We start from the raw sequence: 13,827 nt of genomic DNA, 5'->3' as shown, positions 1-13,827 counted from the left end.
GCAAGCCAGCAATAGGTGTTCGTGGCGCGAAGTGAGCGAAGGCTGTCACGCCGTAGCCCGCAGGGCGTAGGCGGACAGAGACGGTCTCAAAAGCACGCTACCCCATCATCTCCCGCACCATCGGCACCACCTTCCGCCCATAGAGCTCGATGCTCCGCATCAGCTTCTCATGCGACAAAGCTCCCGCCGAGTACTTCAACTGAAACCGTGAAATGCCGAGCGCCTTCGCCGTCTTCGCGATCTTCCGCGCCACCGTTTCCGGCGAGCCGACATAGAGCGAGCCATGTTCGGCCTCGCTGACGAACTCGTCGCGTCCCATCGGCGGCCAGCCGCGTTCCTTGCCGATGCGGTCGCGCATGGCCTTATAGTCGGGCCATAGCTCCTCGCGCGCCTGCGCATCGGTCTCGGCGACGTAGCCCGGCGAATGCACGCCGATCGGCTGGGCCGGGCGGCCGAATTCCTTGAATGCGCGATGATAGAGCTCGACGTAAGGCGCAAAGCGCGAGGGATCGCCGCCGATGATGGCGAGCATTAAGGGCAGATCGTAATGCGCGGCGCGCACCACCGATTGCGGGCTGCCACCAACGCCGATCCAGGTCTTGAGCGTGCCGTTCTCGACCGGCGGATAGACCAACTGGTCCCGCAGCGGCGGGCGCAGCTTGCCTTCCCAGGTCACCGGCTGCTGCGACAAGAGCGCGGCGAACAAATCGAGCTTCTCCTCGAACAGCTCCTCATATTTGCGCAGGTCGAAGCCGAACAGCGGAAAGGACTCGGTGAACGAGCCGCGGCCGAGGATCACCTCGGCGCGACCATTTGATAGTGCATCCAGCGTGGCAAAGCGCTGGAACACGCGGATCGGATCGTCCGAGGAGAGCACCGTCACGGCCGAGCCGAGATGGATGTGCTTCGTGCGCGATGCGATCGCCGCGAGCACCGTCTCGGGCGAGGAGATCGCGAAGTCAGCCCGGTGGTGTTCGCCAAGGCCAATGAAGTCGAGGCCGAGCTCGTCGGCCAGCACGGCTTCGTCCACGATGTTGCGGATCACCTGCGCATGCGGGAGCATGGCGCCGGACGCATCTCTCGTGACGTCGCCAAAGGTATCCAGTCCGAATTCAAGCGGTGCGGTCATCGATCAGGTCTCTGTGGGAGGATCGGCCAAATCTAAGGGACCGCGGCCCGGTCACAAGCGCACGGGCGGAATTGCTCGGTTTCCGTTTGTGGATACTACCGCGCGATCCGCACCACCATCTTGCCGAGCGCAGAGCGCGCCTGCATCGTCTTGAATGCCTCGCGAAAATCCTCGAGGGCGAAGACCTGGCCGACCACGGGCTTCAGCTGGCCGTCGGTGAGCCAGCCCGTCAATTGTGACATCAGGCGCTTCTGCACGTCGGGCTCGCGCGTTGGAATCTGCGCAAGGTCGACGCCGAGCAGGGCGCCGCCTTTCAGCAGCGGCAGATTGAATGGCAGCGCGGGGATGGTGCCGGCGGCAAACCCGACCACGAGATGACGGCCGCGCCAGGCGATGGAGCGAAAGGCCTGCACCGAGATCTCGCCGCCGACAGGGTCGAAGATCACGTCGGCGCCGTGTCCTCCGGTCAAGCCCTTCAGCGTGTCGCGCCAGCCGGCCTGGGTATAGTCGATCACGGCGTCGGCGCCGTGTTGTTGAGCGAACTCACGCTTGTCGGGCGTCGATGCCGCCGCGATCACGCGGGCGCCGAGCAGCTTTCCGATCTGCACGGCTGCGATTCCCGTACCCCCAGCCGCGCCCAAAACCAGCAGCTGTTCGCCTGCGCAGAGCGAGGCGCGTGCACTGAGCGCATAGAGCGCGGTGAGATAATTGGCGCGAAACGAGGCGGCGACCTCGGGCGCGACGCCGTCCGGCAGGGGATGGAGCGCTGCGGGGCTGACGACGATCTCCTCGGCAAGCGCGCCCGAGCGCGTCATCCCCATCACGCGCATGCCGGGATGATAACCGCCGGGTGCGCCGGGCGCGTCCGTCACCACGCCCGCGAACTCCGTCCCGGGAATGAAGGGCAGGGGGTCCTTGGTCTGATAGCGTCCTTCGATCTTCAAGCCATCGACGAAACCGATTCCGGCAGCTTCCACCCGGATGCGTAGCTGCCCAGGCTCGACAACCGGGCGAGGGACCTCCTTCAACTCGATCTGATCGATGGGGGCATATTGCTCGACGACGACGGCTTTCATGTCGGACCTCTGTTGCTCGAGTTATCCTGACAGGTGCCGATATCAGCCTCTTGTGTCTACCGCCACATCCCGCGCATCTTCGCCCCGATGTCGATTTTCGGTCCCTGCGCCGAGGTGCGCGCTGCGCCGGGCGCGGCCTTCGGCCATGCCGTGCGCTCGAACAAGTAGACCAGCTGCTCCGGGATGAAGCGGGTGCGCGAGGCGTAGACGTGGCGGTCGCCTTTGGCGGCCTGGCCGTGGACGAAGAAGCGCTGTGGTACGACCAGGTGGAGATCGTCCTTGGCACGGGTCATCGCGACATAGAGCAGGCGGCGCTCCTCCTCGAGCTCGGCGCTGGTGCCGGCGCCGAGATCGGACGGCATGCAGCCGTCGACGACGTTGAGCACGAACACCGATTTCCATTCCTGGCCCTTGGCGGAATGGATGGTGGAGAGGATCAGGTAGTCCTCATCGCGCAGGGGAGGTCCGGATTTGTCGCTGGTCGCATCCGGCGGATCGAGCGTGAGCTCGGTCAGGAATTTCTCGCGCGAGACATAGCCGCTCGCGATCTGCTCGAGCTGCATCAGATCGGCGCGGCGCGTCTCGGAATCCTCATGGATGCGATCGAGATGCGGCTCGTACCAGAGCCGCACGCGTTCGAGGTCGACCGGCCATTCCGAATAGCGCAGATTTTCGACCGTGCGGACGAAGTCGGTCCAGTCGTCGCCGGTGCGCGCCGGCACCGGGAGCCGGCCGAGCACGGCAAGCGGATCGGTGCTCTCCGCCATCCCGTCGAGCACGCGCTGCGCGGTCGCGGGGCCGATGCCCGGCAACAGATGCAGGATGCGAAAGCCGGCAACGCGGTCGCGCGGATTTTCGACAAAGCGCAACAGGGCCAGTACGTCCTTGACATGTGCGGCGTCGAGGAATTTCAGCCCGCCGAACTTGACGAAGGGAATGTTGCGGCGGGTGAGCTCGATCTCCAGCGGACCCGAATGCGAGGAGGTGCGGAACAGCACCGCCTGTTGCTTGAGCAGCGCGCCTTGCTCGCGGTTCGCCAGCACCGCCTCGACGATGTAGCGCGCCTGGTCGGCCTCGTCGTGCACGGTGACGAGCTGCGGCTTCTGCCCGGAGGTGCGGTCGGTCCAGAGGTTTTTCGTGAAGCGCTCGCGGGCGAGGCCGATGACGCCGTTCGCCGCCGCCAGCACCGCCTGCGTCGAGCGGTAGTTGCGGTCGAGCGTGATCATCTCGGCGCGCGGCGAAAAGCTCTGCGGAAAGTCCAGGATGTTGCGCACGGTGGCGGCGCGGAACGAATAGATCGACTGGGCATCGTCGCCGACCACGGTGAGGCCGCGCCCGTCGGGCTTGAGCGCCAGCAGGATCGAGGATTGCAGACGGTTGGTGTCCTGATATTCGTCGACCAGCACGTGATCGAAGCGGCCGCCGATCTCTTCCGCGATCAGCGCATCGCTCATCATCTGCGACCAGCAGAGCAGCAGATCGTCGTAATCGAGCACGTGCTGGGCCTGCTTGGCCTCGACGTAAGCGGCGAACAGGCCCTTCAGCTCGGCCGCCCAGCCGCTGCACCAGGGATAGTGCACTCCCAGCACCTTCTCGATCTCCATCTCGGCATTGACGCAGCGGGAATAGATCGACAGGCAGGTGCCCTTGGCCGGAAAGCGGGACTCCGTCTTCGACAATCCGCGCTCGTGCCGCACCAGGTTCATCAGGTCGGCAGAGTCCTCGCGGTCGTGGATGGTGAAGGCGGGATCGAGGCCGATCCGCTCGGCATATTCGCGCAGGAGCCGCGCGCCGATGCCGTGGAAGGTGCCGGCCCAGGTGAGGGCATCGCGCATGATCGCGGCGTTGGTCTCGCCGAGCACCTTTCGGGAGATGCGCTCGACGCGGCCGGCCATCTCCGCCGCAGCGCGGCGCGAAAAGGTCATCAGCAGGATGCGGCGGGGATCGCTGCCAGCGACGATCAGATGCGCAACGCGGTGGGCCAGCGTGTTGGTCTTGCCGGAGCCTGCGCCGGCGATGACGAGCAGGGGGCCGCCCACGGTCGAGCCCTCGGCCACGCCATGCTCCACGGCGCGGCGCTGCTCCGCATTGAGCGTGTCCAGATATGTCGCCACGAATCGCCCCGGTGAAAGGGTGAGAGTCGGCGATCCCGGCGCAAATCGCAATGCAGCTGGACGGGGGCGAGTTTAGGATTTAGGGGAAGACGGTCCAAGGTTCCACCCCGAGAACGTGCTCCCGACATGACCGAGCTCAAGCCCCACCAGTTCGAGATGCGGCGGCTGGAATCGCTGAGCAACACCATTTTCGGTGTCGGCATGACGCTTCTCGCCTATGATCTGCCCAAGGCCGCAGTGTTCACCAGCGCGCCGGACTGGAACGATCTTGCCCGGGTCTATTCGGGCAAGCTGATAGGCTTTGCGCTCAGCTTCATCATCGCCGGCGTGTTCTGGATCAGCCATCACCGCCGGCTGGCGCGCCAGCCGGTCGGCAGCCGCGGCGACGTGATCCTCAACCTGTTCTTTCTGCTCTCGATCGTGCTGCTGCCGGTCACCAACGGCCTCTACACCAATTACGGCATGAGCAGTGCCGTCGCCGTGCTCTACGGCCTGCATTTGACCGCGATCGCCGGCCTCAACGCCTGGCTGTGGTGGACGATCCTCGGCGGCTGGCGCAACGAAATCATGGCCTCGCTGTTCCGCTGCTGGTGTTCATTCCGGGCACGATCGTTGCGGTCTTCGCGCCGCAGGTCGCACCCTTCCTGTGGTTCATCGCTTTCGGCGGCATCGTGATCCAACGCTTCCTTCCCAAGCGGACCGGGCCGGGCGCGTAGGACTCATCCGGATGTTGCGCCGAACCCATCGGCTGGCACGTAAAGCTTGACCGGGCGGATTTCGTAGACCGCCGTCGGATTGACGGCACGCAGCTTTCGCGCCGCCGCGATCGCCTCATCCTCGGTGGCGCATTCCAAAAGGTGGAAGCCCAGAAGCTGTTCCTTGGTCTCGGCAAACGGCCCGTCCAGCACCATTCCCGCGCCGGGGCCCCGCAAGGTGCGGGCCTTTCGGGTCTCATCCAGACGGGCCGCCGGCCCAAACTGCCCGGTTGCCCGAAGGGGCGCCTGAACCTCGATGACTTTGGCGACGACCGCGGCGTCCTGCTCCGGCGTCCAGGACAAGACTTCGTCTTCCACGTGATAGGCCAGGATGGCGTACAGCATCGTCACCTCGTTTCTTTTCTGCGCAAGTCCCAAGGACGTGGCACGGCAGCCCGTGCCGACAATTCCGAAGCAAAATATTGCGTGGCCGGCAAGCGGCGAAACGGTCCTGAAACCCGATTGCGGCCTTGCCATGTGAACGCCGCCGGAACTGGTCGCGACTGATGGACCACAAACGACAAGCTTTTTGCTGGAGGCGGCAATGTCGGGTCAAACCATCAAGATCATCTGCGACGCGCGGCGGGCGGGACAGTCGGAGCCGGCCGACCTGCATGACCAGGCCGGCCATCACCGCTACTATGGAAGTTCGGCCGAGAACGGCGGCGAGCGGATCGCGGAGAGCCGGCGCGGCAAACGGCCGCGCGCGCTCAACATCTGCGGCGTCTGAGCCCCCCTCGACGAGCCGGTCGTTCAAAATGAACGTCCTGCAAATATCGATCGCGGCGATGCCGTTCCTGCTCGCACTGATGAGGCGGACGGGAAAGGCCATCGCGCCGTGGCCTTCCGATGAGCCTCTTCACGGTGCTGCTTGGCGGGGAGCCGCACCGCGCCGTCGTGGCCTGGTGCGTCCGCCTGCTGATCGCCGCCGTCGCGCTGCGCGAGCGGCTTCGCGCCGGCTGACCCGGCGTGCCGGCTACAAGGACATCGCAAGGAAAAGGCGCGGCGGGGAGGCCCCGTCGCGCCCGATTTCTTGCTCGCTGGTCCAGGGCTGAGAGCGCCCCGATGCCAAGCCTTTAGTCAAGGCTCAGCGGGCGATCCCAGCGAGGTGACAGCGCTTGAGATAAGACACTGGATCACCTCCTTTCGTTGGTTTCGGGAAACATCAATATAGGCAGCCTTGCCGCCGCTGTTAAGGGGAAGCGGGTTCGGAGGAACCGGGCCGGTCCGCAAAGTCTGTGAGAGCCGGGAAAGCGACCTCCTCGGCAGTTGAGACCGCCGCCCGGCCGTGTTAGGGAGCCCGTGATGCGGGTGTAGCTCAATGGTAGAGCAGCAGCCTTCCAAGCTGAATACGAGGGTTCGATTCCCTTCACCCGCTCCAATGATTTCAATGGCATAGCGCGTCAAGGCCTTCACATTCTGGCAAGCCGCGCATTTTCATTCTAACAAGCGTTCACTTTCCTTTCGCTTGCTTCGCGAAGAAGGCTGCGGCCTTTTTTAGGATATCCCGCTCGGCCTTTAACTTGGCGACCTCACGGCGCAACCGCTCGATCTCCTGCTGCTCCGGCTTCATCTGCCCGTGGCCGGGAAAGGCCTGCACCGATCGGACCCGAACTCTTTCACCCATTTGCGCAGAACGTTCTCATGGACATCCAGGTCGCGCCCGGCCTGCGCCACCGACACCCCCACGCTCCCTAACCAGCTTGACCGCCTCGATCTTGAACTCGCGACTGAACTTCCGTCTCTTCATCGCCCACCTCCGGCTTCATGAAACACCTGATCTCGGTGTCCATCAAACCGGCAGCAACACACATCCCGTCCTAGTCGCGTGGCTCGAGCCGTGGCCGCCGGCCACCTGTGATCCTGAAGCGGGAGAGCAGATCAGCGCGGATGGCTCCACGAAGGACCTTGCCGACTCCATTTCGAGGCAGCTCATCAAGCGCGATCATGAGACGAGGGCGTTTGTAGTCCGTCATGGTCTTCGCCGCTGCCTGGAGACGTCCTTCCCAGTCAACGGGAGGATTCTCGACGGCGGCAAGAATAACCTCACCCCAATAGTCCGATGGAATTCCGACCACGGCCACTTCGGACGGCTGGAGCGCCGGCGCGAGCAGCCGCTCGACCTCGTCCGGCGCCACCTTGTAGCCGCCGGACTTGATGACGTCGGCCATGCGGCCGGTGAGATGAAGCCGGCCAGCCGCATCGAAATATCCGAGATCCCCGGTGTCGTGGAATTCGTCGGCCTCGAGCGGACTGAAACCCGCTTCGGTGCGGTAGCCGATCATGAGGTGCTGCGCACGAATCAGGATTTCGCCGCTCTCTCCGGGCGCAACGCGTTCGCCTGCCTCGTTGCGAATGACGATCTCGACGCCGGATGCCGGCCAGCCGACACAGGCATCATCCCCGCCGGACGCATACCAGTTCTCGGTCTCGTTGGCCTCGAGCACGGTGATCGGATTGAAAACCTCGCTCTTGCCGTAAGTCACGCGCACCACCGGGCCGAACATCTTCCTCGCGCGCGCGTAGAGCGTCGGCTTCAGGACCGCCGTGCCGCAAAAGATCGTGCGTAACGACGAGAACCTGCGCTCGCCGGCGGCCGCGACGATCTTCGCGAGCACGGTCGGCGGCGCAAACATCGCATCGCATTCGCCCCGCTCGAGGATGCCGAGGACCGTCGGTGGGGCGACACCGTCGAGCAGCGTCACGGACGCTCCCGACGACAGGTAGGCGTGCGTCATGAGCGAGGAGCCGTGGGAGAACGGCGTCATGAGGAGCACGTTGCTGCCGGCGTCGGGCTGGAATGGCAGATTCGCCCGAAGCAGGATGTTCGCCGTCCAGCGGCCGATCTGACTGTGAACCGCACCCTTCGAGCGACCGGTGGTACCGGACGTGAACACAACGCGCGCAGGCGCGTCGCCTGCGACGCGCGGGAAAGCGGCCGGATCGATCGTGGCTTGCTCAACGCTCTCGATATTCAGCACCGCGGGCCCGTCGGCGCCGATGTCCCTGGCCAGTCCCGCGCCGCTGACCAGCAGGCGGACGTCGGCGACCGCGCAACAATAGTCCCGTTCGGCTGCGCTGAGCGCTGGATTGATCGGGACTTCGACGGCACCCGCCATCATTACGCCGAAGGTCGCCGCGACGGCATCGGCGCCGTTGCGGAACAACGTTGCCACTGCGTCGCCCGGACCGACGCCGGCGATGGTCAGCGCACGTCCGACGCCGGCGGCTTTCGCAAATAGGTCCCCGTAAGTGGTCATGCCGGTAATGTCGATCACCGCGGGCCTTTCGCGGTAGCGGAGTGCAAGTGTGGCAAACTCCGAGCTCCAGTGGATCGATTTCATCGTCTGCTCCATGTCCGGATCGCGCTCGACGATCAACGTTAGCCCGGCCCGTAGACCAGGTTGGGCAGCCAAAGCGAGAGCTGCGGCACGTAGGTGATGATCGCCAGGCACAACAGCAGCAGGCCGAGGAACGGCAGCACGCCGCGCACGACTTCGGTGACTGGTGCCGTCGAGATCGTCGCCAGCACGTAGAGGTTCAGCCCGACCGGCGGATGAACCAGGGCGATCTCCATGTTGTGGGTGAAGACGATCGCGAAATGGACGGGGTCGATGCCGAGCGGATTCAGCGCGGGTGCCAGGATCGGCATCACCACCAGCAGCGTGGCGGCGACTTCGAGGAAGCAGCCCAGCACCAGCAGCAGCACGTTGATGGCGAGGAGAAATTGCCAGGGGTGAAGCTGGTTATCGAGCGTGAACTTCACCAGCGATGCGGGGATGCCAGAATCTGTCATCCAGTGGCCGAGAGCCAATGCGGTTGCGACGATGATCATGATCGTGGCCGCGCTCTTGATCGCCTCGGCGATGACCTCAAGTGTCTGGTTGAGCTGAAAGCCGCGGTAGAAGAACAGGCTGACGAGCAGCGCCACGGTTGCGGAGATGGCGGCGGCTTCCGTCACCGTCATCAGCCCGCCATAGATTCCGACCATCACGATGAACGGGACGCAGAGCGCGGGCAGGGCATTGAGGGTCATGGCGATCAGCTTGGCGCGCGGCACGGCCGGCTCGCGCGGCAGCTCGTAGCGATAGGAATAATAGAACACCCAGCCGAAGAACATGACGGCCTGGAGCAGGCCCGGCAGGATGCCGGCCAGGAACAGCCGCGGAACGGATTGTTCTGCGATCAGCCCGTAGAGGATCAGCGACAGGCTGGGCGGAATGACGATGCCGATCGTGCCGGAGGCGCCGACCACGCCAAGCGCGAAGTGACGGGGATAGCCGCGTTCGATCATCGCCGGCACCAGAATGGTGCCCATCGCAAGCGCTGTCGCGACCGACGAGCCGCAGATGGCGGCGAACAGCGTGCACGACACCACGGTGACGAGGCCGAGCGCGCCGTGCAATTGTCCGAACCAGGCGATCGCGACGTCGACCAGGGCCTTGGCGACGCCGCCGCGACGCATGAAGGCGGCCGCCATCACGAACAGCGGCAAAGCCATCAGGGTGCTCGAGTTCATCTCGTCGGCGATCTTCTGCGCAATCGCCACCATGGGCTGGCCGCTGAAGCCGAAAAGGACCGCTGCGCAGAGGCCGAGCACCAGGAAGATCGGCATTCCGGCGCAGAGCAGCCCGAAGAACATCAGCAGGAAGAGCAGGGTCCACATCGCGTCGGTTCTCGCTGGAACTGGCGGCATCCCGGTCCGGGCCGCGGCAGTTGGTTGACGAATTCAGATTGGCCGCAGGCAGCGCCCAGGCGTCGCCGTCCGCTCAGTGATCGTGAACGGCGACGATCATGGTGGCGGGATCGAAGCGGAAGACGAGGTGGTAGAGTTTGATGACGTAGCGCAGCAGCATGAGCACGGCGCCGGTCAGGATCGCCGAATAGTAGATCCACATCGGGAATTCGAGGCCGGTGATGCTGCGTTCGTCGAGGCTGCGGGCGACGTCGGCGACCTCGAAGCCGCAATAGGCGAGGCCGGCGCAGAATGCGATCGCGACGCAGCAGTTGAAAGCTTCGACCCATCTCTGTCCGTGCGGCGGCAGCAGCCGCAGGACGACGTCGGGCCTGACATGGCCGTCGGTCCGGACCAGCTGGCTCGACGCCAGGAAGACGGCCCAGACCGTCAGATAGATGACGACCTCCTCGCCGTAGATGAACGCGAAATTCTTGTTCACGTAGCGGCCGATGACCTGAAAGGTGCCGACCGTCAGCGCGAGCGCGCCCAGAACCCCGATCAGGAGGAGTTCGATCCTGTTCCAGACCTTCATCATGGGATTGCGGATCAATGCCCGGCGGTCACGATATCCGACTTCACCTGCTGGAGGAGGGCAGGCGAAATCCGCAATTCCTTGGCGACGCCGTCCTGCGACGGCAGCATCTTCAACCGGACGTCCGCAAGAGCGCCTTCGGTCGGCGACACGAAGACGATGCCGTTCCTCTCCAACGTCTGCCGCGCCTCGCTCTGCGCCGCTTCCATGCTGCGGCGGTACTCCGAAATGTTGTCCCGCCAGACGTCGATGACCATCGCCTGCAGATCCGGCGGCAATTTCTTGTAGAAGCTCTCGCTGATCATCGGCACGTAGAACCCGACGAACGAGTGATCTTCGAATCCGTACTTGACGCCGGATTCCCACAGCTTGGCGCTGGCAAGACTCTCGTCGGTGGAGCTTAGGCCGTCGAAGGTGCCTTGCGAGAGCGCCAGCGGGACATCGGGCCATGCCGTCACGTTCGGCGAGGCGTTGAAGAATTTGGCGCGGGCCGATTGCCCGGCGCCGCCGGAGTTGCGGATCTTCATGCCGGCCTGATCGGCAAAGTCGCGGATCGGTTTGCTGGTGCTGTAGGTGTTCTGATAGCCAAGCTGCAGCCAGGGACCGAGCAGCCTGACATCGAGCTTGCTTTCCAGCTGCTTGTTGATGATCTCGCCGATCTTGCCGTCGGCGGCGGCGTAGACGACCGGGTAGGGCTGGCCGTAGAAGGCCGGCAATTGGAAGACGTCGGCATCGGGCACGAAGGCGGTCAGCACCCAGGTGCCGGGGACCGCGAGCTCGACGGCGCCCTGACGCAGCGCCTTCACCACATCGCGGTCGCGAAACAATTGCCCGCTGTGGAACAGTTCGGTTTCGATCCTGCCGCCGGATTTCTCCTGCAGCTTCTTCAGATAATCGCCGACGGCCACCGTCCGCCCGTGTGTCGCCGACGTGTCGAGCGACGCTCGCAGTTTGAATTGTGCTTCGGCTGCGGCTCCCTGGCTGTACTGAACGGCAAAGATGGCAAGCACGGCCATCACGGCGCGTCGCATCATCGATTTTCTCCCCGATCGTTTTTTTTGTGCAGCAGGCCTGAACGGTAGCGGGAGAGCCCGGCGGTTTCAAGTGAAACGTTTCATATATCTGGCCGGGTTTTTCGTCCGAGGATCGTTTGAGGAATGGGTGGCAAATGCTGACAGGATCGGACGCGGTTTTGTGCGTGGCAAAAAAAGCGGAATTCCGCAAAAAAATTTGGCTGACTTCTTCTTGGCATTGGCGGACGCGCGCTCAGTTTCAATGAAACGTTTCATTGACAGCCGCATTTTCTCCGCCTAGCTTGCGCCGCGCTGAGTGGAGCGCGGATGGTCTCGAAGGCCATCTTGCGAGCTTTCATTCAGAAAAACGCGGCGAGACAGCCGTAGAAAAATCAGGTGGGGAACGTCATGAGGATCACGCGTAGAGACCTGCTGTTGTCTGGAGCGGCCGCTGGTGCAGTGCTTGCCGGTTCGAACGGCCTGGCGATTGCCGCTGAACAGGAATTGACGTTGGGGGTGGTTGGCGTTTTGTCGGGACCCGCTGCGCAGTGGGGCCTTGCCTTGCGAGGCGCGGTGGAGTTCGTCGCCGCGGAGGCCAACAGGGACGGTCTGATCAAGATCGGCGGCGCGCCGTGCAAGGTCAACGTCGTTGCCATCGACAGCAAGTATACCGCCGAAGGCGCCGCCGCTGCGGCCAACGCCCTGGCGGGGCAGGGTGTCAAGTTCATCCTCGGTCCGATCGGCTCGCCCGAACTCACCGGCGTGAAGCCGATTGCCAAGCGCAATTCGATGCTGGTGATGGGCAACGGCTACGCCAAGGATGCGCTGTCGCCGCAATTGCCCCTGGTCTTCCACGTCGGTCCTGGCCCCTCGGGCTGGGCCGACCCGATCATCAAGATCGCCAAGCAGAAATTCGGCATCAAGAGCGTCGTGCTCGTCGCCCCGAACGACCAGGGCGGCACGGACATCGCAAGCGTCGATGCCGATGCCTACAAGAAGAACGGAATTGCCGCGACCGAGGAATACTATCAGCGCGGCACCACCAATTTCGGGCCGATCGTCACCCGCGTCATGAATGCCAAGCCCGAGGCCGTCGATCTCGCTTCGTCACCGCCCGGCGATGCCGGCATCCTGGTCAAGCAATTGCGCCAGGCCGGCTTCGAAGGGCCGATCGGACGCCTTGGCGGGCCGGGATACGGCGAAATCTCCCGTGTCGCCGGCGGCGACGATGTCCTGAAGGACTTCTACTGGTACGAGCCCGTCGTCATCGACGAAAAGACGCTGCAGATCGCCGAGGATTACAAGAAGCTGATGGGCAGCGAGCGGCCCGAGAACAATCTGTTCTTCCAGTGGGTGTCGGGCGCTCGCATGGTGGTCAAGGCCATCGCCAAGGCGGGAACGACCGATACGGCCAAGGTTGCCGAAGCGCTGCGCGCATTGCCGGTGAGCGATCCGAATCTCGGGGCAGGTCACTGGATCGGGCAGGAGTTCTTCGGCATCAACCAGGAACTGTCGTTCCCCTTCGGCGTCGGCCTTGTGACCAATGGCAAGCCGCAGCCGACGATGCGGGTCGAAGCGGCCGGCGGCAAGTAGCGGTTCTCCAGTGCAGGGCTTCGTCGCCACCGGCCTCATCGGCATCAGCCTGGGTGCGCAGTATGCGCTGCTCGCCCTCGGCTTCACCCTGATCTTCGGCATCCTCGGCGTCGTCAACTTCGCGCATGGCGGCTTCTATGTTCTTGGAGGTTATCTCGCATATTCGCTGGTGACCTATCTCGGCGTGCCCTACGGACTGGCGGTGGTCGGTGCGGCGCTGGGCACGACGGCGCTCGGATATCTGTTCGAGCGTTTCGTGCTGGACCGTCTGATCGACGATCATCTGGCGACGCTGATGCTGACGCTCGGGCTCTACATGATGATGTCGAGCGGCATCCTGGTGATGTTCGGGCCGCAATCGCCTTCCTTCAGCTTTCCCCTGACCGGCGTCATTCGCGGTGGCGGCTTCTATCTGCCGATCGAAAATCTGGTAGTGCTCGGTGTCTGCGTCGTCGCGATCCTGTCCGTCTACGGCCTGATCTATCATACCGACTTCGGGCGTGCGTTGCGCGCACTCGCGGATGATCGCGCCGTTGCAACGGCGCAGGGGCTGCGTCCCACGGTCCTGTTCCCGGCGGCCTTCGCGCTGGCCACGGGGCTGGCCGGACTCACGGGTGCGCTGGTCACGCCGATTCTCTCGCTGGCGCCGCATATCGGCGATCCCGTGCTGGCGACATCCTTCCTCATCGTCATTCTCGGCGGCCTCGGCAGCGTCGGCGGTGCGACCGTGGCGGCCTTCCTCGTCGGCATGGTGGAGGCGTTCTCGGCCGTCTATCTCGGCGGCTCGAAAGGCGCGCTGGCGCTTTTCGTGCTCGTGTTGATCATGCTGGTGGTCAAGCCCTCGGGGCTGTTCGGCCACCGGCTCCGGGGAGCCTGA

General features: G+C 64.2%; 12 protein-coding genes, 1 tRNA gene and 3 pseudogenes. 7 read left to right on the top strand and 9 right to left on the bottom strand.

Annotation, left to right across the window (positions count from 1 at the left end; genetic code table 11):
- Window positions 1–97: 97 nt before the first annotated feature.
- From ABIG06_RS35905 to ABIG06_RS35895, 3 genes are all read right to left on the bottom strand, one after another.
- Window positions 98–1,129: an LLM class flavin-dependent oxidoreductase gene (locus tag ABIG06_RS35905; protein WP_370140392.1), complete on the bottom strand. Its 1,032-nt coding sequence runs from the start codon at window positions 1,127–1,129 to the stop codon at window positions 98–100.
- 95 nt (window positions 1,130–1,224) lie between these two features.
- Window positions 1,225–2,205: an NADPH:quinone oxidoreductase family protein gene (locus ABIG06_RS35900; protein WP_370140391.1), complete on the bottom strand. Its 981-nt coding sequence runs from the start codon at window positions 2,203–2,205 to the stop codon at window positions 1,225–1,227.
- Between the two features lie 56 nt (window positions 2,206–2,261).
- Window positions 2,262–4,319: an ATP-dependent helicase gene (locus ABIG06_RS35895; protein WP_370140390.1), complete on the bottom strand. Its 2,058-nt coding sequence runs from the start codon at window positions 4,317–4,319 to the stop codon at window positions 2,262–2,264.
- A 126-nt stretch (window positions 4,320–4,445) separates the two neighbouring features.
- Here ABIG06_RS35895 and ABIG06_RS35890 point away from each other — a divergent pair.
- A pseudogene (locus tag ABIG06_RS35890) lies at window positions 4,446–5,035 on the top strand (TMEM175 family protein).
- 3 nt (window positions 5,036–5,038) lie between these two features.
- On the opposite strand, the gene ABIG06_RS35885 reads toward ABIG06_RS35890, so the two are convergent.
- Window positions 5,039–5,419, bottom strand: a complete 381-nt coding sequence (locus tag ABIG06_RS35885) for a YciI family protein (protein ID WP_370140389.1) — start codon at window positions 5,417–5,419, stop codon at window positions 5,039–5,041.
- Between the two features lie 199 nt (window positions 5,420–5,618).
- Between ABIG06_RS35885 and ABIG06_RS35880 the strand changes: the two genes are divergently transcribed.
- The 3 genes and pseudogenes from ABIG06_RS35880 to ABIG06_RS35870 all read left to right on the top strand — a co-directional run bounded on the left by ABIG06_RS35880 (window position 5,619) and on the right by ABIG06_RS35870 (window position 6,455).
- The gene (locus ABIG06_RS35880) at window positions 5,619–5,804 is read left to right on the top strand and encodes a hypothetical protein (protein ID WP_370140388.1); all 186 of its coding nucleotides are present in this window, start codon (window positions 5,619–5,621) and stop codon (window positions 5,802–5,804) included.
- 28 nt (window positions 5,805–5,832) lie between these two features.
- Window positions 5,833–6,037, top strand: a pseudogene (locus ABIG06_RS35875) (hypothetical protein).
- A 344-nt stretch (window positions 6,038–6,381) separates the two neighbouring features.
- A tRNA-Gly gene (locus tag ABIG06_RS35870) sits at window positions 6,382–6,455 on the top strand.
- Window positions 6,456–6,563: 108 nt separating this feature from the next.
- Here ABIG06_RS35870 and ABIG06_RS35865 read toward each other — a convergent pair.
- From ABIG06_RS35865 to dctP, 5 genes and pseudogenes are all read right to left on the bottom strand, one after another.
- Window positions 6,564–6,824: pseudogene (locus ABIG06_RS35865) on the bottom strand (transposase); the annotation flags it as partial.
- A 70-nt stretch (window positions 6,825–6,894) separates the two neighbouring features.
- Window positions 6,895–8,418, bottom strand: coding sequence for a class I adenylate-forming enzyme family protein (locus ABIG06_RS35860; RefSeq protein ID WP_370140387.1), 1,524 nt, complete (start codon window positions 8,416–8,418; stop codon window positions 6,895–6,897).
- A 38-nt stretch (window positions 8,419–8,456) separates the two neighbouring features.
- Window positions 8,457–9,740, bottom strand: coding sequence for a TRAP transporter large permease (locus ABIG06_RS35855; protein WP_370140386.1), 1,284 nt, complete (start codon window positions 9,738–9,740; stop codon window positions 8,457–8,459).
- A gap of 103 nt (window positions 9,741–9,843) precedes the next feature.
- Window positions 9,844–10,347 (bottom strand): TRAP transporter small permease, encoded by a 504-nt coding sequence (locus ABIG06_RS35850; protein WP_370140385.1) that lies wholly within the window; start codon window positions 10,345–10,347, stop codon window positions 9,844–9,846.
- Window positions 10,348–10,358: 11 nt separating this feature from the next.
- Complete coding sequence (dctP, locus tag ABIG06_RS35845; RefSeq protein WP_370140384.1) at window positions 10,359–11,378, bottom strand: TRAP transporter substrate-binding protein DctP; 1,020 nt, start codon at window positions 11,376–11,378, stop codon at window positions 10,359–10,361.
- Between dctP and ABIG06_RS35840 the strand changes: the two genes are divergently transcribed.
- The 3 genes from ABIG06_RS35840 (at window position 11,344) to ABIG06_RS35830 (ending at window position 13,827) form a co-directional block, all read left to right on the top strand.
- A complete protein-coding gene (locus tag ABIG06_RS35840) occupies window positions 11,344–11,658 on the top strand; it encodes a hypothetical protein (protein WP_370140383.1) in 315 nt (104 codons plus the stop codon). The genes dctP and ABIG06_RS35840 overlap by 35 nt on opposite strands.
- 107 nt (window positions 11,659–11,765) lie before the next feature.
- A complete protein-coding gene (locus ABIG06_RS35835; protein WP_370140382.1) occupies window positions 11,766–12,950 on the top strand; it encodes an ABC transporter substrate-binding protein in 1,185 nt (394 codons plus the stop codon).
- Window positions 12,951–12,960: 10 nt separating this feature from the next.
- Window positions 12,961–13,827 (top strand): branched-chain amino acid ABC transporter permease, encoded by an 867-nt coding sequence (locus ABIG06_RS35830; protein WP_370140381.1) that lies wholly within the window; start codon window positions 12,961–12,963, stop codon window positions 13,825–13,827.

The sequence above is a fragment of the Bradyrhizobium sp. USDA 326 genome (genome assembly GCF_049739485.1).
GTDB lineage: Bacteria > Pseudomonadota > Alphaproteobacteria > Rhizobiales > Xanthobacteraceae > Bradyrhizobium.
The sequence above is the reverse complement of the archived record's forward strand: the minus strand, read 5'-3'. Positions and strand labels throughout refer to the sequence as shown.

Excerpts from the sequence above, each read along its gene's own strand:
- ABIG06_RS35905 (WP_370140392.1), bottom strand. The coding sequence starts at position 1,129 with ATGACCGCACCGCTTGAATTCGGACTGGATACCTTTGGCGACGTCACG.
- ABIG06_RS35900 (WP_370140391.1), bottom strand. The coding sequence starts at position 2,205 with ATGAAAGCCGTCGTCGTCGAGCAATATGCCCCCATCGATCAGATCGAG.
- ABIG06_RS35885 (WP_370140389.1), bottom strand. The coding sequence starts at position 5,419 with ATGCTGTACGCCATCCTGGCCTATCACGTGGAAGACGAAGTCTTGTCC.
- ABIG06_RS35880 (WP_370140388.1), top strand. The coding sequence starts at position 5,619 with ATGTCGGGTCAAACCATCAAGATCATCTGCGACGCGCGGCGGGCGGGA.
- ABIG06_RS35860 (WP_370140387.1), bottom strand. The coding sequence starts at position 8,418 with ATGAAATCGATCCACTGGAGCTCGGAGTTTGCCACACTTGCACTCCGC.
- ABIG06_RS35855 (WP_370140386.1), bottom strand. The coding sequence starts at position 9,740 with ATGTGGACCCTGCTCTTCCTGCTGATGTTCTTCGGGCTGCTCTGCGCC.
- ABIG06_RS35850 (WP_370140385.1), bottom strand. The coding sequence starts at position 10,347 with ATGATGAAGGTCTGGAACAGGATCGAACTCCTCCTGATCGGGGTTCTG.
- ABIG06_RS35840 (WP_370140383.1), top strand. The coding sequence starts at position 11,344 with ATGGCAAGCACGGCCATCACGGCGCGTCGCATCATCGATTTTCTCCCC.
- dctP (WP_370140384.1), bottom strand. The coding sequence starts at position 11,378 with ATGATGCGACGCGCCGTGATGGCCGTGCTTGCCATCTTTGCCGTTCAG.
- ABIG06_RS35835 (WP_370140382.1), top strand. The coding sequence starts at position 11,766 with ATGAGGATCACGCGTAGAGACCTGCTGTTGTCTGGAGCGGCCGCTGGT.